This is a genomic window from Enterococcus sp. AZ156, from assembly GCF_051714165.1.
GTDB lineage: Bacteria > Bacillota > Bacilli > Lactobacillales > Enterococcaceae > Enterococcus_B > Enterococcus_B pernyi.
In genome coordinates, this window is record NZ_JBIORI010000001.1 from 1,555,126 (window position 1) to 1,577,842 (window position 22,717).

General features: G+C 36.5%; 22 protein-coding genes, 1 pseudogene and 1 riboswitch. Of the genes and pseudogenes, 3 read left to right on the top strand and 20 right to left on the bottom strand.

Features of this window, described 5'->3' with window-relative positions; all coding sequences use genetic code 11:
• Positions 1 to 133: 133 nt before the first annotated feature.
• The 5 genes and pseudogenes from pbp4 to IGJ95_RS07460 all read right to left on the bottom strand — a co-directional run.
• The gene (pbp4, locus tag IGJ95_RS07440) at positions 134 to 2,167 is read right to left on the bottom strand and encodes a penicillin-binding protein PBP4(5) (RefSeq protein ID WP_153829812.1); all 2,034 of its coding nucleotides are present in this window, start codon (positions 2,165 to 2,167) and stop codon (positions 134 to 136) included.
• 175 nt (positions 2,168 to 2,342) lie between these two features.
• Positions 2,343 to 3,224 (bottom strand): LCP family protein, encoded by an 882-nt coding sequence (locus IGJ95_RS07445; protein ID WP_077151305.1) that lies wholly within the window; start codon positions 3,222 to 3,224, stop codon positions 2,343 to 2,345.
• Positions 3,225 to 3,543: 319 nt separating this feature from the next.
• Positions 3,544 to 3,710, bottom strand: a riboswitch (M-box (ykoK) riboswitch).
• 163 nt (positions 3,711 to 3,873) lie between these two features.
• The gene (locus IGJ95_RS07450; protein ID WP_010735396.1) at positions 3,874 to 4,488 is read right to left on the bottom strand and encodes a flavin reductase family protein; all 615 of its coding nucleotides are present in this window, start codon (positions 4,486 to 4,488) and stop codon (positions 3,874 to 3,876) included.
• Between the two features lie 149 nt (positions 4,489 to 4,637).
• Positions 4,638 to 5,114 (bottom strand): fibronectin type III domain-containing protein, encoded by a 477-nt coding sequence (locus tag IGJ95_RS07455; RefSeq protein ID WP_438762195.1) that lies wholly within the window; start codon positions 5,112 to 5,114, stop codon positions 4,638 to 4,640.
• A 30-nt stretch (positions 5,115 to 5,144) separates the two neighbouring features.
• Positions 5,145 to 5,957: pseudogene (locus IGJ95_RS07460) on the bottom strand (lytic polysaccharide monooxygenase); the annotation flags it as partial.
• Between the two features lie 463 nt (positions 5,958 to 6,420).
• Between IGJ95_RS07460 and IGJ95_RS07465 the strand changes: the two are divergent.
• Positions 6,421 to 7,188: an ankyrin repeat domain-containing protein gene (locus IGJ95_RS07465; protein ID WP_010735394.1), complete on the top strand. Its 768-nt coding sequence runs from the start codon at positions 6,421 to 6,423 to the stop codon at positions 7,186 to 7,188.
• Between the two features lie 74 nt (positions 7,189 to 7,262).
• On the opposite strand, the gene IGJ95_RS07470 is transcribed toward IGJ95_RS07465, so the two are convergent.
• The 14 genes from IGJ95_RS07470 to IGJ95_RS07535 form a co-directional block, all read right to left on the bottom strand.
• Positions 7,263 to 8,816 carry a bifunctional metallophosphatase/5'-nucleotidase gene (locus IGJ95_RS07470; RefSeq protein WP_153829811.1) on the bottom strand — a complete coding sequence of 518 codons (1,554 nt, stop codon included), beginning with the start codon at positions 8,814 to 8,816 and terminating at the stop codon, positions 7,263 to 7,265.
• Between the two features lie 22 nt (positions 8,817 to 8,838).
• The gene (locus IGJ95_RS07475) at positions 8,839 to 10,122 is read right to left on the bottom strand and encodes an extracellular solute-binding protein (RefSeq protein ID WP_153829810.1); all 1,284 of its coding nucleotides are present in this window, start codon (positions 10,120 to 10,122) and stop codon (positions 8,839 to 8,841) included.
• A 17-nt stretch (positions 10,123 to 10,139) separates the two neighbouring features.
• Positions 10,140 to 11,420: an MBL fold metallo-hydrolase gene (locus tag IGJ95_RS07480; protein ID WP_438761663.1), complete on the bottom strand. Its 1,281-nt coding sequence runs from the start codon at positions 11,418 to 11,420 to the stop codon at positions 10,140 to 10,142.
• On the bottom strand, positions 11,404 to 12,222 hold the full coding sequence (locus tag IGJ95_RS07485; protein WP_010735390.1) for a carbohydrate ABC transporter permease: 819 nt from the start codon (positions 12,220 to 12,222) through the stop codon (positions 11,404 to 11,406). The genes IGJ95_RS07480 and IGJ95_RS07485 overlap by 17 nt, the downstream gene beginning before the upstream one ends.
• Entirely contained in the window at positions 12,219 to 13,106 is an 888-nt protein-coding gene (locus IGJ95_RS07490) for a carbohydrate ABC transporter permease (protein ID WP_041684204.1), read from the bottom strand. Before IGJ95_RS07490 ends, IGJ95_RS07485 begins: the two co-directional genes overlap by 4 nt.
• Positions 13,106 to 14,176 (bottom strand): ABC transporter ATP-binding protein, encoded by a 1,071-nt coding sequence (locus IGJ95_RS07495; protein ID WP_062805200.1) that lies wholly within the window; start codon positions 14,174 to 14,176, stop codon positions 13,106 to 13,108. Before IGJ95_RS07495 ends, IGJ95_RS07490 begins: the two co-directional genes overlap by 1 nt.
• 553 nt (positions 14,177 to 14,729) lie before the next feature.
• Positions 14,730 to 14,972, bottom strand: coding sequence for a GlsB/YeaQ/YmgE family stress response membrane protein (locus IGJ95_RS07500; protein WP_010735387.1), 243 nt, complete (start codon positions 14,970 to 14,972; stop codon positions 14,730 to 14,732).
• A 34-nt stretch (positions 14,973 to 15,006) separates the two neighbouring features.
• The gene (locus IGJ95_RS07505) at positions 15,007 to 15,561 is read right to left on the bottom strand and encodes an Asp23/Gls24 family envelope stress response protein (protein ID WP_019724584.1); all 555 of its coding nucleotides are present in this window, start codon (positions 15,559 to 15,561) and stop codon (positions 15,007 to 15,009) included.
• A gap of 12 nt (positions 15,562 to 15,573) precedes the next feature.
• Positions 15,574 to 15,762, bottom strand: a complete 189-nt coding sequence (locus IGJ95_RS07510) for a DUF2273 domain-containing protein (RefSeq protein ID WP_010735385.1) — start codon at positions 15,760 to 15,762, stop codon at positions 15,574 to 15,576.
• A gap of 12 nt (positions 15,763 to 15,774) precedes the next feature.
• On the bottom strand, positions 15,775 to 16,341 hold the full coding sequence (gene amaP, locus IGJ95_RS07515; RefSeq protein ID WP_010735384.1) for an alkaline shock response membrane anchor protein AmaP: 567 nt from the start codon (positions 16,339 to 16,341) through the stop codon (positions 15,775 to 15,777).
• 694 nt (positions 16,342 to 17,035) lie between these two features.
• Positions 17,036 to 17,200, bottom strand: coding sequence for a cyclic lactone autoinducer peptide (locus tag IGJ95_RS07520; protein ID WP_023519723.1), 165 nt, complete (start codon positions 17,198 to 17,200; stop codon positions 17,036 to 17,038).
• 2 nt (positions 17,201 to 17,202) lie between these two features.
• Complete coding sequence (locus IGJ95_RS07525) at positions 17,203 to 17,769, bottom strand: accessory gene regulator B family protein (RefSeq protein WP_137072478.1); 567 nt, start codon at positions 17,767 to 17,769, stop codon at positions 17,203 to 17,205.
• 102 nt (positions 17,770 to 17,871) lie between these two features.
• Positions 17,872 to 18,624, bottom strand: a complete 753-nt coding sequence (locus IGJ95_RS07530) for a LytR/AlgR family response regulator transcription factor (protein WP_023519725.1) — start codon at positions 18,622 to 18,624, stop codon at positions 17,872 to 17,874.
• Positions 18,625 to 18,626: 2 nt separating this feature from the next.
• Positions 18,627 to 19,910 (bottom strand): GHKL domain-containing protein, encoded by a 1,284-nt coding sequence (locus IGJ95_RS07535; protein ID WP_023519726.1) that lies wholly within the window; start codon positions 19,908 to 19,910, stop codon positions 18,627 to 18,629.
• 586 nt (positions 19,911 to 20,496) lie between these two features.
• Here IGJ95_RS07535 and IGJ95_RS07540 point away from each other — a divergent pair.
• Both IGJ95_RS07540 and IGJ95_RS07545 read left to right on the top strand, forming a co-directional pair.
• Positions 20,497 to 20,970 carry a DUF2975 domain-containing protein gene (locus tag IGJ95_RS07540; protein ID WP_010735377.1) on the top strand — a complete coding sequence of 158 codons (474 nt, stop codon included), beginning with the start codon at positions 20,497 to 20,499 and terminating at the stop codon, positions 20,968 to 20,970.
• Between the two features lie 8 nt (positions 20,971 to 20,978).
• Entirely contained in the window at positions 20,979 to 21,194 is a 216-nt protein-coding gene (locus IGJ95_RS07545) for a helix-turn-helix domain-containing protein (protein WP_010735376.1), read from the top strand.
• A 73-nt stretch (positions 21,195 to 21,267) separates the two neighbouring features.
• Here the strand turns inward: IGJ95_RS07545 and IGJ95_RS07550 are convergent, their stop codons facing one another.
• Entirely contained in the window at positions 21,268 to 22,704 is a 1,437-nt protein-coding gene (locus IGJ95_RS07550) for a helix-turn-helix domain-containing protein (RefSeq protein ID WP_153829808.1), read from the bottom strand.
• Positions 22,705 to 22,717 lie beyond the last annotated feature (13 nt).

A 22,717-nucleotide genomic window follows, 5' to 3' on the forward strand; every position in this document is an offset into this window, starting at 1 on the left:
CCGCTTTTACTGCTCTTGGGACATCAGTCATCTTATCTCCTCCTCTTGTTATTTACACTCGTTTCTATAGACTAGTGGATCACTAGAAAAGGAAAATAGCCAATGGTTTTGTATCCGATTTCACACTCTATGTTTATTGGTAAGTTTGGTTCAAATACTGCAATAAAGCAGGCGCTCGATTAGTAGCAGAATCGCCTTCTTCTCTGTTTTCTAACATGCTGATCACCAAGTAGCCATTTGTTTCAGGATTGATCGCATAAAGGAAACTGTTTTCTTGTCCTTTTTCATCCTGCTTTTCTTTGATTTCAGCTGTGCCAGTTTTTGCTGCAAGCGGAATGCCAAGAGCAGCTAAAGAATGTGCAGTTCCGTTAGGATCTTGCACAACGTCGACTAAATCTGGCAAAATCGTTTGGACACTTGATTCACTGATCACATTTTTCTTATCTTTAGTTTCCTGATCCATAACTAATCGTGGATAAACTAAACTGCCATTATTTGCAAAAACACTATACATCGCAGCTTGTTGGATCGGATTGATCAATAATTGTCCTTGCCCATAGCCTGTATCTGCCAACAAAATCTCCGAATTGAATGAGTCTTCATTTGAGATCTGCGCAGGATTCATTTGGATCGGTAAATCAAGATCTTCACCAAAAATAAATTGATTCAGTCCTTTTCTAAAGGCTTCTTCCCCCATTTTCAATGTTTCTTGTGCCATATAGATATTATCAGAATAAACTAAAGCATTTTTCAAGTTGACTTGTGGTACATCACTGACACGTGTCACTTGGTAAGAACCCCAAGAGCTATCTTTTTGCCACTTCAATCCATTGATCGTTAAGACTTCATCTGGATTCAATGTTCCATTATCTAAGCCGATGGCTGCGGTGATCATTTTGAATGTTGAACCCGGCGCATAACCTGTCGCAAAACGACTGATAAATGGACGATTTGGGTCTTCTTCATATACTTTGTAATCATCTTGGGAAATACCGTTCGTCATTTTATTTGGGTCATAACTAGGTGAACTGACAAGGGCCAACAAATCTCCAGTTTTAGGGGCTGTCGCCACAGTAGAACCTGGTTTTCCATCTAAGCTATCGAATGCCGTTTTTTGCGCATTAGCATCGATCGTCAACTGGATATCCTGTCCATTTTTTACTTCATGTTGGAGTAAGACCGCTTTTTCATTTCCTTCTTCATCTGTGACACTTAATTTCCCGCCGTTCGTACCTCTTAATTCTTTGTCGTAAGCCATTTCTAAGCCTGAACGCCCGATTTTTCCTGTGCTACTCAACTCAGGATTTTTCTCAATGTCTTCTGCGGTGATATCTCCTACATAGCCAATCAATTGGGCAGCGGCTTCCCCTAGTGGATAATAACGACCGTCAACTTCTTGGATCGTTGCTCCATTGGGAAGTTCTGGTGTTTCCCCATCAATGATTTTTAAAGGAACAAAGTAATCCGGTTGGACCCAACCTTGAGAAATCGCTTGTTCTATACTGGCTTCCGTCAAATCGAATGCTTCAGCGATTGCTTTGATATTCGCTGATTTTTCCTCACCCTCACCTAATTTCGCAGGTACGACACCTAATTGTTTTAATTTCCCAGTTGTCGCTAACGGCTGTTTATTACGGTCCAAGATTTCGCCACGCGACGCTATATCTGTACTCAAGCTGACTTTATCTTGTCCTTCCATTTGCGGAAAAATCAAATTAGGTTGCCAATTGATTTTGGTTTGGTCTCCCTCTTTGGACAAGGTTCCTTCATATGCTAAGTCTTTCAATTCACCTAGCGTCGTATTCATTTTAGCTTTATACGTAAACTCATACGTATCATTCTCTTTTTTTGTCACGGATAAGTCTGAGAGTTTGATCCCTCTGATCTCTGCTGCACCGTAAATGTTTTGATATTTTTCCAAAATATCTTGTTCAGTAAGATCACTATCTTTCTCTACTTGAAGTGATTTTACCGCTTCTTCATAATTTTCCTGATTCAGGGAGTCAATAAATCCTTCAATCGTTTGTTCTCCAGCTTTTACTGCTTGTTGTTCCTGAACGTGTTGATAATAAAAGAAGCCACCACCAGCTGCTGCAAGCAAGACGACGATTCCCGCTCCGATATAGATGCCGGTCGATTTTTTCTTTTGTCTGCCACTCCTCTTCATGTTTTGAATACCTCTCTTTATTAAAAGTACGAATCAAAGATATTCTAACACATAGAAGAGGAAATAGAACAGCAGCCCAAATGATTCTTAACCAGTACTGTTCTTATGTTAACTTTTTTTTAATCAAAATAAACCAGTTCGTTTTAGGAACTGGTTTATCAATATGGTTATATGGTTATTTGTCCAAAAACTCGTGTATCGCTTGCTGATTTTTAGTCAAGTCGATTTCCAAGACACTACCAGCTGGTGTATTATCATTGAAGTCCCAACTTTTATCAACGGGCACGGACAATGTATCGATTTTCTTCTCGTCATCTAGGAAATCTAACCCACAATCTAACAGTACACTTTCCGGTAGATTGGTTTGGATACTACCTAAAAGTTTGCCGATCGCCTTGGGTAATTTGATGATCGATGTGACATCTTTCAATTGACTGGCTACCGCCTCAACGACTTGTTGTTGTCTACGGATCCGTCCAAAATCACCTTCTTCGTCTTCACGAAAACGAGCATATTGCAGCAAGGTATTTCCGTCCATTGTTTGCTTTCCTTTTTTGATAGCTACCCCATCTAAATCCAAATCTTTTTCTGCATCGATCGTGACGCCATCTGGAAACAATTCATCGATACAATCAATAAAATCTTGAAACGTAATACTTGCATAGTAAGGGGTCTCTAATTTGAAATTATCTTGTAAGGTTTGGTTTAATAAGTCGATACCTCCATATGAATAGGCGGCATTGATCTTATTCATTCCATAACCAGGAATAGAGACGTAAGAATCTCTCATGATAGAAATCAATTTGGCTTGTTTGGTCTTTTGATCATATTGGGCGACCATCAAAGAATCCGAACGACCATTTTCTTCTTTTGATCGTGCATCAGAACCAATCAATGCTACATTGATGATCGATGGGACATCTTGTGCATTGACTTTCTCAACTGTTGCAGATTGTTTCACTGAGGAGAACCCTTGGATAAATTCAAAAGAAAAAAAGCCAATGACCATTGCAAGTACTAACAAGATACTTAATATGATTTTCTGAAATGGTTTCATTCAGTTGCCTCTTCCTTTCAAACTCTTCTACTTGAAACGAGGACCTTTGTCTATTATGATGAATCAAGTAAAGAGTTTATTCTCTTACATGTCTTTGGGTCGATTGAGCTGCAACTCGTCGACCTTTTTTGTTTGTCTCTCTGTTTTATTTCGTTCGGTATTCTTTGGAGTGAGACGAATACCTTTATTGATAAAATCAAATAGCTTGTTCCAGCGCATCCCCTTTCTTGTCCAGACACAAGTTAGGCAAAGCGAGCAAAAAAGGAAAAGAAAGCATAAGAAAAGGTCAGAAACCTTTTCGAACAAGATTTCTGACCTAGCATCATCTCATCGTCCGAGTTTTAGCACTATACAACGTAAAGAACGTATTCTTAGCTATTGGAAAAAGCCTTAATCCGACAATTCCTGTTTGACCCATTGGCGTCTTTCGACGTTTCTGGGCAATAGCCTATGTTTGTATAGGAGCCTCACCTAACAAGGTTAGTACTTATTTGATTTTCACAAAATTTATCATATTCCTCTTCCCATTGATAATCAATAAAAAAAAGAATAAAATAACTAAATTAAACTTTATTTAATAAATGTAGAGCTAACGTTTGATTCTTAAATCATTTTTACACTAGAAAAAACTGCGTTATCAGCCGGATATTTATTCCGGACGTAACAAGCGAATGATCTCACCTAATTTACCGTAGTCGTTTCCTGCTAAGCGGCTGATTGGTTGTAACTGTTTCGGATCGATATAGCCTGTTTGTTCATCATAAACAGCTTCACTTATTTGATAAGTAGAAATTTGCAGTAAAAATAAATCAGCGGTTGTTTCTTGGCCTTTTTTGATCGGCACATGTTGGTATAGTGTCGTTTCAAAGGCAATACTTGCTTCATTGATTCTTGGGACGCTGATCGTATCGGATTCGGAAGTAGTGAAAGAGGTCAACGACAATTCACTTTCTTCGCTTGATAAGCTAGCAGCTGTCTGATTCGCATCTACAAGTATTCTTTCGTCAAGAACATGGATCACCGCTTCTTTTGTATCGATAAGATGCTTTGCTGTATCTTTCCACTCCCCATTTTTTCTTTGGATAGCTAAAGAAAGTATCGGCGGATTGGAACTGACGATATTGAAGTAACTAAATGGTGCTACATTGGTCACTCCTTTTGAAGACCTTGTCGCAACCACTGCCACTGGGCGAGGGATAACTGAGCCAATCAACAGTTTATAATTTTCTCTTTCTGTTAACTCTGAAGGTACTCGTTTGAACATTTGCTTTCCTACTTTCTGGTTGAATGATCATTCCTGATGATAGTCATGGTATCGGACAATCTCCTTCATTGTCAACTAAACGTTCTTATTGCAACCTTTATTCACAAAAAAACACCCAGCGCAGTTTCATGCGCTGAGTGTCAAATTGATTATTTCAATCGGAATAATGTTGGTGCTTGGTCAGGTGCCCAAGTAACATCACCAAAGTTGAAATGTGGAACAATAGTTATGTAGACTCTTCCATTGTGTCTTACTTCTTCATTCATAGAATAACGTTCTGGTGAAGCCATTGAACCTACTTTCCATTCACGGATTCCTTCGATTGTTTCATCTTGTTTCGTTGTCACTGATAAAGTGTTACTTGCATCTGAAACTTCGTCTGTTGTACTGATTGCACGTACCACGTATGAGTATGTTGTGCCAGAAGCCAAGTTTTCATCTGTGTAGCTAGTAGATGGCGTTGAAGCCACTAACTGACCATTGCGATAGATATCATATTGTTTGATACCTTGTGTATGGGTTGAAGCTCCCCACATCAATGACACGCTTGAAGTCGTTTCGCCCATTGAATGTAAGTTTTTAGGAGCAGTTGGTTTTTCTTCAGCAGTTGTCGCTCTAGTTGTCACTGAAATCGCTGTTTTGTCAGATGTCAATCCAGTTTGGCTAACTGCTTCGATCTCATAGTTGTATGTTGTTTCTTCATTTAGTCCTGCATCTTTAAATTCTGGATCATTTGTATTACCAACTAATTCACCGTCACGGTAAACGTTGTATGATACAGTATTGGCTTGGCCATTCCATGCTAATTCTACAGAAGAAGCAGTCACATTTGCAGCACGTACATTTTGTGGTGCTTGTGGTTTCACAGGAATAGCTGAATCACCTTTCACATCAACATCAATCACGTTTTAGAATGCATTAGCTGTATCCGCTACATCCCAAACAGCTAAAATCACATGGTAACCTAAACGATCACTTGGTACGTTGATTGCGTGTGATGTCGTTGTTGCTGGTGTGCCATTATTGTTGATCGTACCAATCAATTCAAAATCAGAACGTTCTAATTTATCGTTTGGATTCCAATCTGCTTTTGTCATGTAATAATGCCATTTTGTTGTTGCATGTCCAACAGTATAGCGCCATGTAAATAAGTTTGCTCCTTGATCGATCGATTGTTTTGTCCAAAGTGATGAAGTTTGTTGATCAAGATTGAAATCACCAAGTGAACCACCTGCTGATGCAATTTGTCCATCAGCTGGTCCAGCTTGTGGGTATCCTTTTAAGGCTTCTAAAGATTGAGGTTCGTTGATAACCGCTCCATATTTTTGGAAAGCAACATTCCAGTTTGTGTCTCTGTCTAAATGTCCTTGGTACCCACGACTGATAGGAGACTGTACATATCCGTGTGCAGATGCTTCATTCCCACCAATTGCTAGACTTGCTCCAAATAAAATACTTGAGCATAAAATGGTTCCTAAAATTTATTTTTTCATGTTTCCCTCCGTAATTAACGATTAATATAGATAACTTCAACTTTTTTCAAAAATTTCATATTATGTATTTGTTTTTGTTATCTTAAACTAAGAATAACAGACAAATATGTTTAAATCTAACCAGTTATTACCGCAAGCAAGGTAATAATAAATTACAAAAAAAATGTTGAATCACCGTACAAAACGTTCTTTAAACAAGATTTTATGGATGTATTTTAGTATTGGAATAATTGAAAAAAATATTGATCGTCTATATTCTTGATTTTTTATTATAAATCAGCAAATTTTTAACTATTAAAATTTCGTTATTTCTTATTTATGAAAAAAACTATAACTCTAACTATAATAACAACTAACCCCTTACTCTTTTGCTAGTGTAAGTTCATTCATTTGCGGTATCGATTGCTTCATCATATGATGATACAAAGGGGGAGTATTTATGAAAGCTTGGCTGATCGTGCCCTTTGCCGTTTTATTGTTTTCATTAACGGGTTGTGAAGAGCCACAGCAGATGACTGTTCCTGATCAAACGAAAAGCACTAGTTCTACTGTCGAACAAATAACCACTGAACAAACCGATCATTTAATCGAAGAAACGGAGGAATCGCTTGTGAGTTACCCATCTGGCAGTTTATTAGCCGCAGTCGAAGACAACGATCGAAAGAAAGTTGAGGATATTTTACAAACAGAGTATTCAATCGATGAACAAAATGACAAAGGCGAAACACCTTTACTAATTGCCACACATCATGATTTTGTCGAGATCGCCAAACTTCTGATCGATCATGGTGCGTCAATCGATATCCAAGATGCGATTCAAGACAGCCCTTACCTTTACGCTGGAGCACAAGGAAAAACAGAGATCCTATCTTATATGTTGGAACAGCGTGAACCAAATCAAGCAATCGTCAATCGTTTTGGCGGTAATGCCTTGATTCCAGCAGCTGAAAAGGGCCATTTAGACAATGTGAAACTCCTGTTAACCGACGCACGTGTGGACATCGACCATCAAAATAATTATGGTTATACCGCGTTGATTGAAGCAGTTGCTTTACGTGATGGTTCTGAAATCTATCAACAAATCGTTCAAGAACTGTTGAATCATGGCGCAGACAAAACGTTACGTGACAATCAAGGGAAAACTGCGGAAGATTACGCAAGAGAACTGGGATATACTGAGCTATTGGCACAACTATCTCAATCATAATATAAATATAAACGCTGAAAAAACTCCCTCAAATGCGGTGTACACGCATTTGAGGGAGTTTTTTCATCCTATTTTTATTTGCCGATCACGTTGAAATTATGATTCACTTTTGCATCTATCACTTTTTTTCGTTTGAAATAGTCGGCAATCAATTCGGTCATATCGATTGGATATTCTTTTACGATCTTCTCCGCTGAAAACATCTTATAATTTCCACCACCAACTGCTCGATATTGATTGATCACCACTTCTAGTGGTTTATCTAAGGGAATCGGTTCCCCTTCTTTTTCAAAGCGCGTTACACGATGCCCGATGGGGTGATTTAAATCAATTGTGTAATTGATACCTTCATACATATCATAGTTATAATATTGAGGTTTGGGCTGGATATACTTCGGATCAAACGTAATTCCTTCATCGGTTGCCATTAAGTAACCAGCCGTTTGTTCGAGTGCTGCTTTCAGTTCTTGTCCCGTCACACGTACAACAGCCAGAGTATTCGGGTAAATATAATTCGTAAGAATATGACGCATACTGACAGATTGTGGCAAACCAGTCACTTCATTATTGAATAAGGCTGTTCCTGAAATCTCTGCTCCAGTCGCATCCATCTGTATTCGATTGATCAATTCAATATATGGATGCTCATTGACTCTAGCTGCCATTGGATCAATAATCCGTAGATCGCCCAGCACTTCTCCCACTGGTTGGTCTAGCCACACATCTAATGCTTTTGAGACTAGTCCAACTTGTTCAAGAACACTAGGATCTGGAGATGCCTCGTTCGTCGGATAAAGTTGACACGAGTGGTCTAAGACGATAAACTTATTATCTTGCTTTTTGACAGTTAGTTTGATTGCTCCTACAAAAGCCCCACGATATCCTGGTTGGATCACTGGTACACCATTGACGACTTCAGCAATTTCACGATGTTGATGCCCTGTGACTAACGCATCGATCCCAGGTACTTCTTGTAATAATTGACTTCCTTCGTTTTCACCAGTCATTGCTTCAGTCGGCTCGTTTGTTGTTAGATCTTTTTCAAAACCACCATGGTATCCAACGACGACTAAATCTGCTAACTCACGTAATAGTGGCACGTACTTTTTGGCCGTTTCCACAGCCGACACAAAGTGAAGATCCTTGATTGTTTCAGGATTTTCCCAGTTTGGGATATACTGGGTCACTAGTCCCAAGACCGCCACTTTGATCCCTTGTTTCTCAATGATCTGATACGGAGGTAAAACCGATTCCTGTTGATTCTTCCTTAACATATTGGCTACGACTATTGGGAAATCATAGGATTGGATTGCTTCATTCAAATAGTTCCAGCCATAATTAAATTCATGATTACCTAACACACCTACATCATAGTTCATGCCGTTTAGAAGCTTTGTTAACGTCGAGACAGAATACTCCGGTTGTTTTGCAACAAAATAACTAAGTGGCGAACCTTGGATAAAGTCACCGTTCTCAATCATGAATACCGGACCGCTCGCTGCTTGTCTTAATTCCTTCAGTTTTCCAGCTACCTTCGCCACACCAAATGGTTGTTCTAGGTCACTGGCATAATTCGTCGGCAGAACGTAGCCGTGCATGTCACTTGTTGCAAGGATCGTCACGTCCATTATTTCACCCTCTCAGTCGTTTTTATTGGTTCCAAGCATCTTCTAACTGCGGTACTGAATCTGTGATCAATTGATCTGTATCTTGATTTGTGTTAGCTAATATATTCTCCATGATCGTACGTATTTCGTTGAACGCATTGTCACTATTCTCCACGACTGGAATCGAGAACAATTCTTTCGTTGCCTCTTCTAACTGTCGTGGGACTTTTGTTTCCGATGAATTTTTGTAGTCATCACTTTCTAATACTGATTCGATCGTTGGCATATAGCCAGTCATGGTTGCCCAATACAATTGGTTTTCTGGCTCTGATAAGAATTTCATATATAAAAACGCTGCTGTCCGTTCTTCTGGTGTGGCACTACTGAACATGTAGAGATCCGTTCCTTGTTGTAAATTGATTTTTTCAGGACGTGGAGCAACATCATACGTAAATACACCTTCCGTATCTTTCTTCACATATCCTTCCCCTGCAATCGATCCGATAAACATAGCTACTTTTTGATTGGCAAAAGGCCCTGATAAATAGTTGTCTGATCCCGCCATCCGGAAGTATCCATCTTTGACACCCTCCGCGTAATAGTTGATCAATTCTTTTGATTTGTCACTGGTCAAATCTAACTCTTTGTTAAATTCAACCCCTTTGTTTTCCATACCAATCGTATAATAGTTGTTCAAAGAATCAAAGCCGGCACCTACAACTTCGCCATCCGTTGCTTCATAAATCTTTTGGGATGCTTCTTTGAGTTCAGCGAATGTCGTTGGTACAGCGACATCATATTTTTCCAACATATCTTTGTTATAAAAGAGCATTTCAGTCGATTTATTAAAAGGAATACCGTACTGGACATCATTGATCTTGGCGCCATCCAGCAAAGAGGTACGAATCGCTTCTTGGTCTTGCCAACCAATCGTGTCATTATCGATCAATGGTTGGAGATCAACGAGCATCTCGTCTTGTGCAGCATCGTATAACCAACCAGGATAAGCTTGAGTAATGGTTGGTAGATCTCCTGGTGACGGAAGAGTGGAGTTGATCTTTGCTTGTAGATCAGAATATTGGGCTTGGTTTTGTAATTCGACTTTGATAGTTGGGTTTGCTTTAACAAAATCATCAGTCATCTTTTGTAACGCTGTTTCTTGCGCACCGTTCATTGCATGCCAAAAGGTGATCGTCGTGTCTTTTGTTAAATCAGTGACAATTTCTTCACTTGACGAAGATGCGTTCGAGCCAGTGTTCCCACAGGCGCCTAAAGTCATTACAGCTGCTGATGCTACCAAAAACTTACTAATAGTTGTCCATTTCATTTTTCATTTTCCTCCAATTATAGTTGAATGGTTTCGCCTCTTTGTACTAATACTCTGCTTCCATATGGATTATGCATACTCTCAGGTTTTAACGTATGGATTGGGACCAACATAGCTGGTTTTATCCGATCGATGATTTCTGCTAGATCCGCAGGTTTTGCATGACCTGATAATGATAACTGCTTAAACTCCACTTGTTGCTTTTCAAAAGATGCTATAAAAATCGCGTACTGGGGATCAAACTCGCCTAATGGTTGGGCATCACTGTGTATATACAGACCTCCTTTTTGTAATGAGTCAACCTTACCAACAAATTGCCAAAAATAATCTGTCGAATCTGCTAATAAAGTATCGTAAGAATACTCAAGTTGTGGATCTAATGTATCGATCCGCTCTTTCTTCTCAGCGTAGTAATAAGGGACTTCTCGTTTTGCGACTTTTTGTAAGAGTAAAGCCATTTCTGCTTCCACAACTACTTGTCGTGGGGAGGCATCGATCAAAGCTTCCCAGCGTTTGATGTTCGCTGGATAAAAATTGAAGGTCAATTGACGATTCTCGTTTTCTTGGATCAACTTCACCAGTTGCTCCGTCAGTCCTCTTTCGCTATCTGGTGATGTCACATGTTTCTTTTCTTTCTCTGGGAAACTAATGCTCACTCCTTCCAGCATCAATACATCGACCTTCTGTGCCGCTTCACAAAACTCTTCTGTCAAATGTCGGTCAAATCCATGAAGACGAAGGTCACCTGAATAAGCAATCAAAGCAGTTGGTGTTTCGATAAGAAAGGCTGCTGCCCCATATGCATCATGATCCACAGGAAACAAACGTATCGTTATTTCGCCAATGCGAATATCTTGATCAGGCGCAATCGTTTTGATCATTCGTGTATTTCCTTCTATATAAGGTGAAGGCAACAAGAATGTCCCGTTACGATTTAAGCTTTCCAATAAATCTTTGGTCGGCTCTAATGTATATAAGGGGATTTTTGGATCAAGATAATTGATCATTTTTGTATGATCCAAGTGAACATGCGATAAAAATACTGCAGTATTTTTAAACTTAGTCTCTTGCTTTTGTGTGGTCAATCGAGGATCATAAATACCAATTGCTGGAATAAATCCTACATCTAGTAAAGTTGGTAGCTCTTCATTTGGTAAGTTGATCTCAGGGTGATATTCTGTCCCAAAGTCAAAAAAGATTCTATCGTCCCCGTAAGCAACTTCAATGACTGTTCCACCGATCGTCATGAGCCCACTATGAAAGGTAATACTTGTTTTTTGATTAGCCTTTGATCCCATTTTTTGCCACTCCTCGGATGATTTCTTTTCTAAAAATAAAGTAAATAAGCACAATTGGTAATACCGTTAAGGTGGCTGCTGCTAATTGTAAGTGGACATCACTGCCACTTTCGCTCGTAAATGCAGATAAGCCATTGTTCAATAATCGAAACCTTTTGTCATTTGTGACCAATAACGGCCATAAAAAGGAGTTCCAACTCGAAATGAAAGTCAAAATTCCTACTGTGACCAGCGCTGGCTTAGACATAGGAACAAGGATCTTTTTTATATATTCCATATCAGATGCGCCATCGATCTTAGCTGCTTGATAAAAGGAACGTGAAATACTTTTCAAGTAATTAGTCAAATAATAAATATAAAAAATACTCGTCAAAAACGGTAAAATCAAGGCAGTATAAGAGTTCAACAAGCCTAAACGTGCGATTGTATTATAATTCGTAAATATGATCGACTCGTATGGAATCATCAACAGAGAAATCAATCCTACCATCACTACTTTCTTGTAGCGAAATTCCAAAGTTGCTAAAGCAAATGCTGCCAACAGTGAAGTGATAATGGTTGCCAATGTGGTTACTAACGATACAAATGACGTGTTGATGAAGTATTGAATAAATGGCGCTTTTTCAAATACCGCGAAATAATTCACCCATTGAAAGGAATCAGGTATAACAGTTGGTGGAATACTTGTCGCTTCCCGATACGTCATCAATCCACCGAGTATCATATAGATAAATGGAAAAACAGTAATGATTCCTAGGAGTGTCAAAAATAAGAGTGAGAGCAATGTAACGATTTTTTTCATCTTTGTCTCCCCACTTTCTTCAAAATCAACTGTTGGAAAAAAGTAATACTTAGAATAAGCAAGAATAAAACAAGTGTTGCTGCCATAGCTAGACCTGGTCTACCTGCAACGTGGAACTTATCATAAATGTAAAATACTGCGGTCATCGCACTTTTTGCAATTCCAGCTTGACCACCAAACAGTGCATAAACTTGCGTGTAGATTTTAAATGCGCCAATCAAATTGACTGTTAAGAGAAACGTCAATGTAGGAAGCAGTTGGGGCAAAGTGATTTGTAAAAAAATCTCCCATTCATTTGCGCCAAACATTTTCGCGATCTTGTAATGCTCTTTGTCAATGTTACGGAATCCGGCTAATAATATGATGATATTGAAAGCTAGACTTGTCCAAATACCAAAGAGGATCAAAGTCGGCATACTCATTGACACACTATCTAACCAATTCACGCGGGGAAGCCCAACAAACTCGAGTAAATAATTGATGAGTCCGTAAGATCCGTTGAAAAAATAGCGAAAAACAATACCGATCGCTATTGTACTCGTGACATAGGGCATAAAAAAAATCGCTTCAAAAAATGACTTATACTTTACTTTTTCAAAAATCACCCACGCAATTGCTAATGAAAGAATCAAAGCAATTGGTACGACGGTAAAACTGTAGAATGCAGTATTTTTCAATGCGCGAAAAAATACCGGATCACTAAACAACCGTTGATAATTCTCAACTCCTGCAAAGCGAGGATTGATCAATGTCCCTTTTTGAAAGCTCATAAAAAAAGCTCGAAAAAGCGGATAAATATTGAATACGAAAATTGCAAGTAATGCTGGAAGCAAAAAATACCAAGCCTTTAGCTGATTTTCAGAGTTATAATTCTTCTTTCCCATCAATAGATCCTCTCTCCATCAAGACTGAATAAGAACACTTTAGGATAAGCCAAATTAAACGTAACCTCAGTTCCTTCAGTAATCTCATTTTCCACTCGTACAATCGACTTTACTCGCTCTCCTGCAAGTTCAAAGTGTAAAATCCGTTCACGACCGATCAACTCAACACTTTGAATCTTCCCTTTCAAAGGTCCATTATCGCTTGGAAAGATATCTTCAGGACGCATGCCTAAGTAATATTTACCATTTGTGATTGATTTTTTGAAACGCTTTTCCATAAAATGAGTAAGTGGTAAATCAAATGATGCATGTTTGACCCGATCATCGATGACTTCAATCGGTAAAAAATTAATAATTGGATTACCAATGAATTTCGCCACGAATAAATTTTCTGGCTCTAAATAGAGATTTTGAGGGTCATCTTCTTGTTGTATCTTGCCATCTTCCAACAAGATGATTTTGTCACTGATCGATAGAGCTTCTTCTTGATCGTGGGTGACAAAAATCGTCGTGATCCCCACTTCTTTCACTAACCTGCGAATTTCTTCACGGATCTTCAAGCGTAGTCGAGCATCGAGATTACTTAAAGGTTCATCCAATAATAAGACTTCTGGTTCTTGTACTAAGGCTCTCGTGATGGCTACTCGTTGTTGTTGCCCACCAGATAAAGTCCCAGGTTTCTTGTTCTGCAACTCTTTGATATTGGTTAAATCCATATATTTTTCAGCAATCACTTTTGCTTCGCCTTTTTTCTTTTTATTATCCCCAACTAATAAAGGAAACATGATGTTTTCTAAGACAGTCATGTGTGGATACAACGCGTAATTTTGAAAAACAAAGCCAATATTACGATCTTTAGGTTCTGTTTTTATGACCGATTGCCCGTTAAAACGAATATCGCCATCTGTCGGTTGTAATAGTCCTGCGATGAGGTTCAACATCGTTGATTTACCACAGCCACTAGGGCCTAAAAGACAAACAAGTTCTCCTCTTTCAATCGCAAAATCTACTTGCTTCAATGCTTCAAAGCCATTATCAAAAGTTTTCTGTAATCCGATCACCTCAATCATAAGTGACCCTCCGCTCTTCCTTATATTTTTTATGACAGTTGTTTTCTTTCACATCTTCATCTTAACGTTCGAATATTTAGATTACATATATTATTTGTAAATATCTTGAAAATATTCTTAACTCCTAGTTTTTATGTTTGTTTTATTGTAAAAAATTGAAATCAACGTTATAAAATGATGCTTATAAAAACTCTTCATATAATATTTCAATAAAAGGATAACAAAGAAAAAATGCTTTATCTATAGCAATATTTAACGTCAATACGAGAAATAACAGTTATCTAGCAGTTAAACCTCGAAGATTGCTATGGAATAAGCATTTTGTTATTTTTTTAATATCAAAAAAATCGTAATTTACATATTATTTTTATGATAAATACGGAATTCAAGTGACTTAACCGATTGATAAAAGACAAACAACGAATATTCGAAAATATGTACAAACAAACAGACCACAAAGAGTTAGAATAAAAACTACTCTTTGTGGTCTGTTAGAATGTTTAGTCGATCTCTTTCTTGATCAGATCATTACATCTGAGTAAGCGATCTTTGCTTAAAGCTTACGTGCAAAGAATGAAACGATCAATACTAAAATGATTGCTCCGATAAGTGATGGTACGATTGCCATTCCACCGATCACTGGACCCCAAGTACCTAAAAGTGCTTGACCAATAGCTGATCCAACTAAACCTGCGATCACATTCGCAATGATTCCCATTGAAGAACCTTTATTTGTGATTGCTCCTGCAATTGCTCCGATAATACCACCAACGATTAATGACCAAATAAATCCCATGATTATTTCCTCCTAAAATTCTATAAAATTAAGTTTATTGTACGCGTGGTTCATTGTTTTCTTTTACTTTTTGCGCACCTTTGCCAACAGCTGATTTTGCTTTGTCAGTTTGTTTTGAAGCAAATTGACCAGTTGATTTTGCTGCATCAGTTACTTTATCTTGTACTGTTTCTTGATCTTTTTCGTATTCTGCTTGTGTTTTGATGTCAACAACATTTACGTTAACTTCGATCACATCAAGATGAGTCATTTCATTTACTTCTGTGCTGATCAATTCTTTGATTTGATCGTAAATGTTTTCGATATCTTTTCCATATTCAACAACTACATCTAAATCAACAGCAACTTGTTTTTTACCAACTTCTGCGTTGATTCCAGCAGTCACGTTATCTGTATTGACTAATTTTTCAGCAATATTTGAGAAAAATCCGCCATCAAGAGTCAACAAACCGTCAACGTCTTTCAATGCGTAACCAATGATTTTTTGAATGACTTTGTCTTCATAAGTCAATTCACCTTTTGCTGCAGTATCAGCAACTGGATTTGTACCTGTAGTAGTGTTCACGTTTTTGAAATCTTTGTTTTCCATATTAAATTCCTCCTATGATTTGAAATATTCATCTAACAATTTGGTTTCTTTTAAATAAAAACCAATACCCACACCAATAGCGGTCATGATCAATATTAAAAGAGTTTTGAAAAATCCAACTGTTAACCATAAAACGGCTAATAGTAAGCCAAGACCCCCAAAGATAATAGGGAGCTTATATAGTGAAAAAAATTCTTTCATTTGTGTGCCCTCCTATTCTACTCGTGAGTGCTGGTTGTCTTCATGATCTTTTTCTTCTTGATAACTACTATAATTGACAGCTACTTTGATCTCTTGTTCTGAACCAAGGACATTGGCAACTTGATCTCTCACTTCTTGCATCAACATTTCTGTTTTACCAATCAGAGAAGAAGTACGTTTTAAATCGCCTTTTACATGAATATTGATTTTCTGTTTTGTTGATCGTACTTTGACTTTTGGTGATTGGATGAACTCTTCTTCGTGTAGATACGAACGAGTCAGTCCTTCAATTGCTTTTTTATCCAACGTCAATTTTCCATCTTTGTGCTTTAATACGAAGGTTCCTTTCGATTTTGGATAGAAAAGAACAAATAATAAGATGAGAACGACAACAATTGCAAAAACGACTGCAGCCCAGAAAATAAATTGTTGCATATAATAATTTGTTATCGTAAAAAAGCGAAAACGTTCCAATTGTTCAGGTAAGATATATGGTGCATTAACTAGAGCGATGATCAAAAGTACTGAAAGTAAAATTATGCTTACAATTACACCGATGATCTTTACCCCCTTATTCATTTTCCACCTCCTAAGTATCTTATTTTTTATTTTTCAACACATGACCAACAAGTATATCGCTTGAGGAACCCATAGAAATACCTACCTAAAGTAAGCGCTACCAAAAAGTGCAGGCTCAAAATAACTTTGGTACTCCCTCCTGAATAGAAATCTTAAATAACAGTAACAATTATTATATAACTTCTATTGTTTCTTGCTGGCTATACTACAAGGATAGTATTCAAGATTAAAAATTGCAAAGATAATGCTCATTTATATTACAAAATAAAAAATAAAAATGACAAAATGCAGCAAGAAACGATCATTCCCCACTTTCAAACCAAATGTTTTAATGTTTTATTATAAAGGATGATACCCTTTTCAAAAACCATTAAAATATTTTATAATAAGTAAAAGAAAAATGTTAGAATAATAGTTATTCAATTTAGTAAAACTATTACTCTTAGAAAGAGGTGTCATATGCTAAAAAAATCCATATATGCATTTATAATAACGATTATTTACTTGATTGTTTCCAATGCTGGTAATCTATTTTTTGGGGTGTTTAAAGAATTTAGTTGGACCACTACTCTGTGGGAATCATTGTTTTTCTTTTTATTCGTTCTCTTACTACAAAATTATCGAAAGAAATGAATGGGTATGAATATCAAAAAAAAAAAGCGATTTAGATTTTTTCTAAATCGCTTTTTTTTTTTTATTTATTCATTTCATTTTTTAATGCTTCAGGCATTTTGGGTTTGTAGATAACGAATGTGCAATCTGCACCGATCGTTCCCATTGCGTAAGTTGCGATAGCAATCGCCATTGTTGAGATAACCTGCATCATTTGTAATTTCTTTGTTTTTAGACTTGTTAACATATTTACTCTACCCCTTTATTTTTAATAAACATCAACAATATAGCAATTGCTAGACCTAACAAAAGATATGTACGAATACTGTCACTAGGTAAAAGCAAGCCGATCGTTGTGATGAACAAAATAATAAGAACCGCTTTTCTTAATCGGAAAGGTCCTTTTGCTTGATTGATCGTCCGCTCTTTTACGAATATTCCTAAACCCACAAATAGAATTCCGAGAACAAACACAGGACGAGTCGATTCAAAACCAAGCGAAGCGGTGATCCATGGCAAAACAACCAAGAAAAGCACACTAAGTATTGTACAAACTGCACTGTTACTTGCATGAAATCCTTTCGTGGTAAAACGAACTGAGATGAATACAAGGTGTGTGATGAATACTGCTCCCACAATATGTAAGAGAAACGCAATACCATACATCACGATCATCTTGAACAGATCAACAAATAGGATCGATAACCCATATTCCACCTTTGCTTGTTCAATCGGTGAAAGTCCTAATTGTGAAGCGAAATGTCCACTTATTTTCTTTGATAATTTTTCCTCTATTGAAATGTACTCTTCAGTCATCTTTCACGCTCCCTCGCAGTTTATTATACCTATTTTATAAATCTATGGATTATTTTATCAAAAGTGTTTCTTTTTTTGTCAAAAGTGCAAAAAACGATGCGTTTATGCTTTGGGCGAAAACTCATTTTCAAAACGAGTAGCTAATTTTTTTAAGTATCTGGTAGATACTAAACATTCTTCCCCGTTCGTCATAATCACTTTTCGCTCTTTTTTATTGATTTCTGCTATATTTGCCAAATTGACGACAAACGATTGGTGACAGCGACACAAAGAATCACTTAATTTTTCGATTTCTTTAATTCTCCCCGCATACTCAATCATGCGATTGTCCAAGTGTACGATCAATTTATGTGGTGTTGAACTTGAACTAAAAAAGAGAATTTCATCCACATATAATTTTACATCGACGGCACCGCTTTTTAACCAGATCTGTTCCCTGGTAGACAACGCAGTATTCATATAGCGTTCGATCGCAATATCAATACAACTGTTGATTTTTTGTTGCAATTGTTCTTCATTATCTTTGATTATATAATCCAACGCCTCTACCTTATAAAGAAAAGTAAGATAGACAAAATCGGTATAAGTCGTAACAAAAATGATTTTGGCTGTTGGATCATACTGTCGGATCTGCTTTCCTAGTTCCACACCATTGATATCTGAATTTAAATCGATATCTAAAAAATAGATACCCTCTGTTTTGTTAGTTGACACGTAGGATAAAATATCATACGGGTTATCTGCAGCTAGTTGGAACTCCACATCATAGTCCATCATCATCACGTAATTTTTAATAATATTGGTGATGCGGTTACGATGGATCTCTTCATCATCACAAATAAAAATTTTTAACATAGTTACCCCTCTACCTCACATATAGTTATGATTTGTATAAACTTTTCATCTTGGATCTTTGTATCTAAAAATACATTTGCATTCAACTGGACTAGCTCATCCAGATTTGTCAAACCTATCCCAGAATTACCGGGTTTTGTCGTAAAACTTGCTTTCTTTAAATCATGTAATTTAGGCAAATCATGTGGACAGTTATTGATCAACATAAATGTACAGTCTTTATGGTCTGCCACGATTGCTAGTTCAATTTCTGGATGTTCAATTTCTTCTGAGGCTTCAATTGCATTGTCCAAGATGATCCCCAGCATTCTTACGAGTACCATCGTAGACACTTCCACATGATTGACCACTTCAGGCACAGAAATGCTCACATGGATTCCTTTCTGGTGTGCCATATATAACTTACTCATGATCACACTTTTGATTTCTCGAATTTTTATATTTGAAATCGAAGACATCCTAAAAATTTCTTGGTCAAAAATCGATCCTGTCGCTTTGATACTATTTCTAAAATAATCCTTTAGACCTGTTAAATCTTCAGTTTCGATATACTCTTCCAATGAAATTAGAATATTTTTGTAATCGTGTTTAAATTTTAGAATCTCTAAATAATTTTTTTCAGCTTGTTCACTATATTCGATCAAGTAACTCATTTGACGTTTTTGCTCTCTATTTTCATATTCCGTTCTTTTTATGAAAATAAAAGAAAAACAAATGATCGCTGACAACAGCCCATACAATATCATGAATAGCTCATGTGCATCGATCAAATAAATTCGCAAATTTGGAAATCTTTCAATGACCACCAGACAAAAATAGACACAAATCGTCGCTGTTGCGATGATTCCGCTGATTTTCATCGTCAAGAGATCTTTGTAGCACTTTTCTAATAACCATGTTTTGAAAATATATGCAAAGAAGAAAAAAAGAAGGGTTCCTAGAATCACAGTTAATCTTATGTTTAGAACCAAATGAAGAATCGTATAACTAAAATTGATGATATAATCGGAAAAAATATATAAACAGAATGTGACAGAAGGGATAAATAGCGCAATATAAATATTTCTCCGGAAGTAATAGGTTACGGCACATAAACTAGCCCATAAAACTGCAGTTGCAAAAAAATTCATCAAAAAATAAAGTGCCATATAGCAAATGATTCCAATGATTGACAAAATGACGTAATACCGATTTTTTAAATGCGTTTCCAAATAGCTAGTCACCCAAAAGATGCAAGCCGTTTGAACGATGACAATCAACAAGCTTTCCAGCGTGTCTAAATTCACAAAATATCCCCCTAATTTAAGTAAGTCCTCACGTGCACAACAAACCAAAAACAACAAAGAATTGCTTCATTACCCATTTCTCTTAGACAAAGACTAATTTCTTCATTTTATGTACCTTTCGATAACAAAAACGTTTTAATCCTTTTCACCAAAAAAGATTGTAGCACATTTCACTAGTCTTTTGGATTACATGTTGATTAATAAACTGCGTAGAACTTTTCATTTTTTCGGTGCAGCCAAGGATTTTTTCTGGAAGTAATAGTCTATTTACATCAATTGTATGTTGTGCTATAATAAATATATTGCGAATCATATGTTATACGACATCTTAATTTGTTTTTATGAAATTTAATCCCACTGGCGTAACTAAAGGGTTACAAGGATGTATTAGTGGTTAGGGAATACATTGTTTAAATGAGAAAGAGTTAATATAGAGTAATCGCCTCTTTAGAGGTTTTAAGTAACACCAATGCTTCGTTAGATTGCCTTTTCTTCGGAAAAGGCAATCGTTCAACCATCTTTTTATCGAAAAACGATATATTATAGTTGAATATCAATATATACATTCTATTAGGAGGTTAAATAAATGAAAAATCATTCACGCTTTTTAAAAACAACGACTATCGGAATATGTGTTGTTTTCGGACTCTTTGGTCTGTTGTTGGGTACTCAGTTACTGACCAAAGAATCAAATGCCCCCTTAGATTGGCAAACCACCCTATTGAGTTTAGTCATTTTCACCACTCTACTATCAGGTATCATTATTGGCGGTATCATTTTTAAATTATTAACAATCATCTCTAAAGACCAAACATTTTCTGATCATTCACATCGTTTAGTTAGCTATATCCGAAAAGTAATGATTTTCTTATCACTCAGTACTTTTGGTATTTTACCAAAATTCTATCAAATGGCAGATGCGGATGACGCGCCTGGATTGATGCTATTAGGTTTTGCACTGGTTTTCTTACCTTTTGCTGGGTTAGTATTAATGAATGTCTTGATCAAAATATTGGAAGAAGCAATTCGTTTGAAGAAAAATGACGAATTGACCGTGTGAGGTGTGAGATGGCGATCATTGTTAATTTAGACGTAATGTTAGCAAAGCGGAAAATGTCAGTAACAGAACTAAGTGAAAAAGTGGGTATTACCATGGCTAATCTTTCAATTTTAAAAACTGGAAAAGCGAAAGCGATTCGCTTCACCACATTAGATAAAATCTGTGAAGTTTTGAATTGTCAGCCAGGAGACCTTCTTGTCTTTGAAAAAGATCAAGAAATCTAAATAGTTTTGGTGTTATAAAAATGCAAGCTCCATAATCTCAAGATTTGGAGGACTTGCATTTTTTTATTCGTAATCAAGCCAGTAATTCTTGATAAAAGTTGATCAGATTATGGATCTCTCTCGCTTTTGGAAAGACGGATATACCGAATATAGGGATATTATAGGTTTTATCAATCGTAATATTTGAAATAATACAATCAAAATTTTCATAATTGATTAAATCTTGGGACAAGGTTTGATTATTTCTAGCAACAAATTCAAAATGATTACCCAATTGTTGGTCTAATTCACTGAGTAAATAGGCGTCATATTTTAGTGTAGAGTTGGTGATGACTAACGCGCGAACTTGCTTATTATCTTCGAATTTTTTTATTAAATCTGGCCAATACAATAATATTTCTGTAAACATAGTTGTCGCAAATTCTTCGAAATCATTTAGTAGGATATGATGTGTATGTACATAATGTTTTAACTTATTCCATAATCGAAGCTGGATTTTATTCATTTCTGAGTGACTATTTTTAAAAAAAAGAGAATTTTTTTGATAACTTATAGAGAAAGGCACCGTGCTTTGTTGTAATAAAATAGTTACTTTACGAAAGATCTTTTTTTTATCTTCGCACACAATTCCATATTTTTCTTCCACTTCTTTGATAAAACTATCAATTGCAAATAGAATTGGATTTTTTTGATTCAAAGAACCTCTGTCGAATAATTGAAAAATAAATGCTTGATCGAATATAAAACTTGCCAAGTGTTCATTAATCAATTCGTTGCTCTTTGGTAGACGCAAACGTTTATTTGATAGTATTTCGTACTTGAATTTTTTTTGTTTTTTACTAACCGAAACTACCCCATTATCATTTTGTAGCAATAATATCCGAGCAGCAATCCAAAAATGAAATATTTTTTCTTCTTGCGGTTCCAAACTAATCAGTGCTTGTTGCAAGTTGTTTTCTTCAACAAAATCCTGCGCAAGTTGAGTCACCATCAACCGAAAGGATGCAGGAAATGCATCTTCAAAATAATGATATTTTTCCATTAAGAACTGAACGGTCATTTCAGTAATGACTTGATCGTTTCCAACAAGTTTGATCAGTGCTTGTACTTTCAGATCATAACTCTGTAACATTGGATTGATTTTATCGACGATTCGCCGCAAGGTACTTTCAGAAATAAATAAATAGTCTGCTAATTCAAGATAATTCTTGAATTTATGTAATAAAATAGCTTCCAAGTAGCGATATTCAATCGACTCTTGCTTGATCACTTGATAGATATAATCTTCCGTGACATGAGGTAGAATTGTTGCTTTCACTCCCTCTTCTCGAGTCATTTGGATTTTGATATCGTTGGCATAAGAATGAATATCAAGCAAGTCATTTCTTAACGTTTTGGCTGAACAACCAAGTAAATTTTCTAAGTCGTTAAAGCGATAGGTATCACCTTCAAATAAGTATTCCAGTAACTTCAATTGTCTTTTTAATTTTTTTGACAAAATCTTCAACATTTCTATTCACCTC

What these genes read in the sequence shown, in the direction of transcription:
- IGJ95_RS07480 (WP_438761663.1), bottom strand. Translation starts at nt 11,420, where the DNA reads ATGGGATCAAAGGCTAATCAAAAAACAAGTATTACCTTTCATAGTGGG.
- IGJ95_RS07485 (WP_010735390.1), bottom strand. Translation starts at nt 12,222, where the DNA reads ATGAAAAAAATCGTTACATTGCTCTCACTCTTATTTTTGACACTCCTA.
- IGJ95_RS07550 (WP_153829808.1), bottom strand. Translation starts at nt 22,704, where the DNA reads ATGTTGAAGATTTTGTCAAAAAAATTAAAAAGACAATTGAAGTTACTG.
- IGJ95_RS07475 (WP_153829810.1), bottom strand. Translation starts at nt 10,122, where the DNA reads ATGAAATGGACAACTATTAGTAAGTTTTTGGTAGCATCAGCAGCTGTA.
- IGJ95_RS07545 (WP_010735376.1), top strand. Translation starts at nt 20,979, where the DNA reads ATGGCGATCATTGTTAATTTAGACGTAATGTTAGCAAAGCGGAAAATG.
- IGJ95_RS07465 (WP_010735394.1), top strand. Translation starts at nt 6,421, where the DNA reads ATGAAAGCTTGGCTGATCGTGCCCTTTGCCGTTTTATTGTTTTCATTA.
- IGJ95_RS07510 (WP_010735385.1), bottom strand. Translation starts at nt 15,762, where the DNA reads ATGAAAGAATTTTTTTCACTATATAAGCTCCCTATTATCTTTGGGGGT.
- IGJ95_RS07530 (WP_023519725.1), bottom strand. Translation starts at nt 18,624, where the DNA reads ATGTTAAAAATTTTTATTTGTGATGATGAAGAGATCCATCGTAACCGC.
- amaP (WP_010735384.1), bottom strand. Translation starts at nt 16,341, where the DNA reads ATGAATAAGGGGGTAAAGATCATCGGTGTAATTGTAAGCATAATTTTA.
- IGJ95_RS07450 (WP_010735396.1), bottom strand. Translation starts at nt 4,488, where the DNA reads ATGTTCAAACGAGTACCTTCAGAGTTAACAGAAAGAGAAAATTATAAA.
- IGJ95_RS07520 (WP_023519723.1), bottom strand. Translation starts at nt 17,200, where the DNA reads ATGTTAACAAGTCTAAAAACAAAGAAATTACAAATGATGCAGGTTATC.
- IGJ95_RS07540 (WP_010735377.1), top strand. Translation starts at nt 20,497, where the DNA reads ATGAAAAATCATTCACGCTTTTTAAAAACAACGACTATCGGAATATGT.
- IGJ95_RS07525 (WP_137072478.1), bottom strand. Translation starts at nt 17,769, where the DNA reads ATGACTGAAGAGTACATTTCAATAGAGGAAAAATTATCAAAGAAAATA.
- IGJ95_RS07495 (WP_062805200.1), bottom strand. Translation starts at nt 14,176, where the DNA reads ATGATTGAGGTGATCGGATTACAGAAAACTTTTGATAATGGCTTTGAA.
- IGJ95_RS07505 (WP_019724584.1), bottom strand. Translation starts at nt 15,561, where the DNA reads ATGGAAAACAAAGATTTCAAAAACGTGAACACTACTACAGGTACAAAT.
- pbp4 (WP_153829812.1), bottom strand. Translation starts at nt 2,167, where the DNA reads ATGAAGAGGAGTGGCAGACAAAAGAAAAAATCGACCGGCATCTATATC.
- IGJ95_RS07490 (WP_041684204.1), bottom strand. Translation starts at nt 13,106, where the DNA reads ATGGGAAAGAAGAATTATAACTCTGAAAATCAGCTAAAGGCTTGGTAT.
- IGJ95_RS07470 (WP_153829811.1), bottom strand. Translation starts at nt 8,816, where the DNA reads ATGGACGTGACGATCCTTGCAACAAGTGACATGCACGGCTACGTTCTG.
- IGJ95_RS07500 (WP_010735387.1), bottom strand. Translation starts at nt 14,972, where the DNA reads ATGGGATTTATTTGGTCATTAATCGTTGGTGGTATTATCGGAGCAATT.
- IGJ95_RS07445 (WP_077151305.1), bottom strand. Translation starts at nt 3,224, where the DNA reads ATGAAACCATTTCAGAAAATCATATTAAGTATCTTGTTAGTACTTGCA.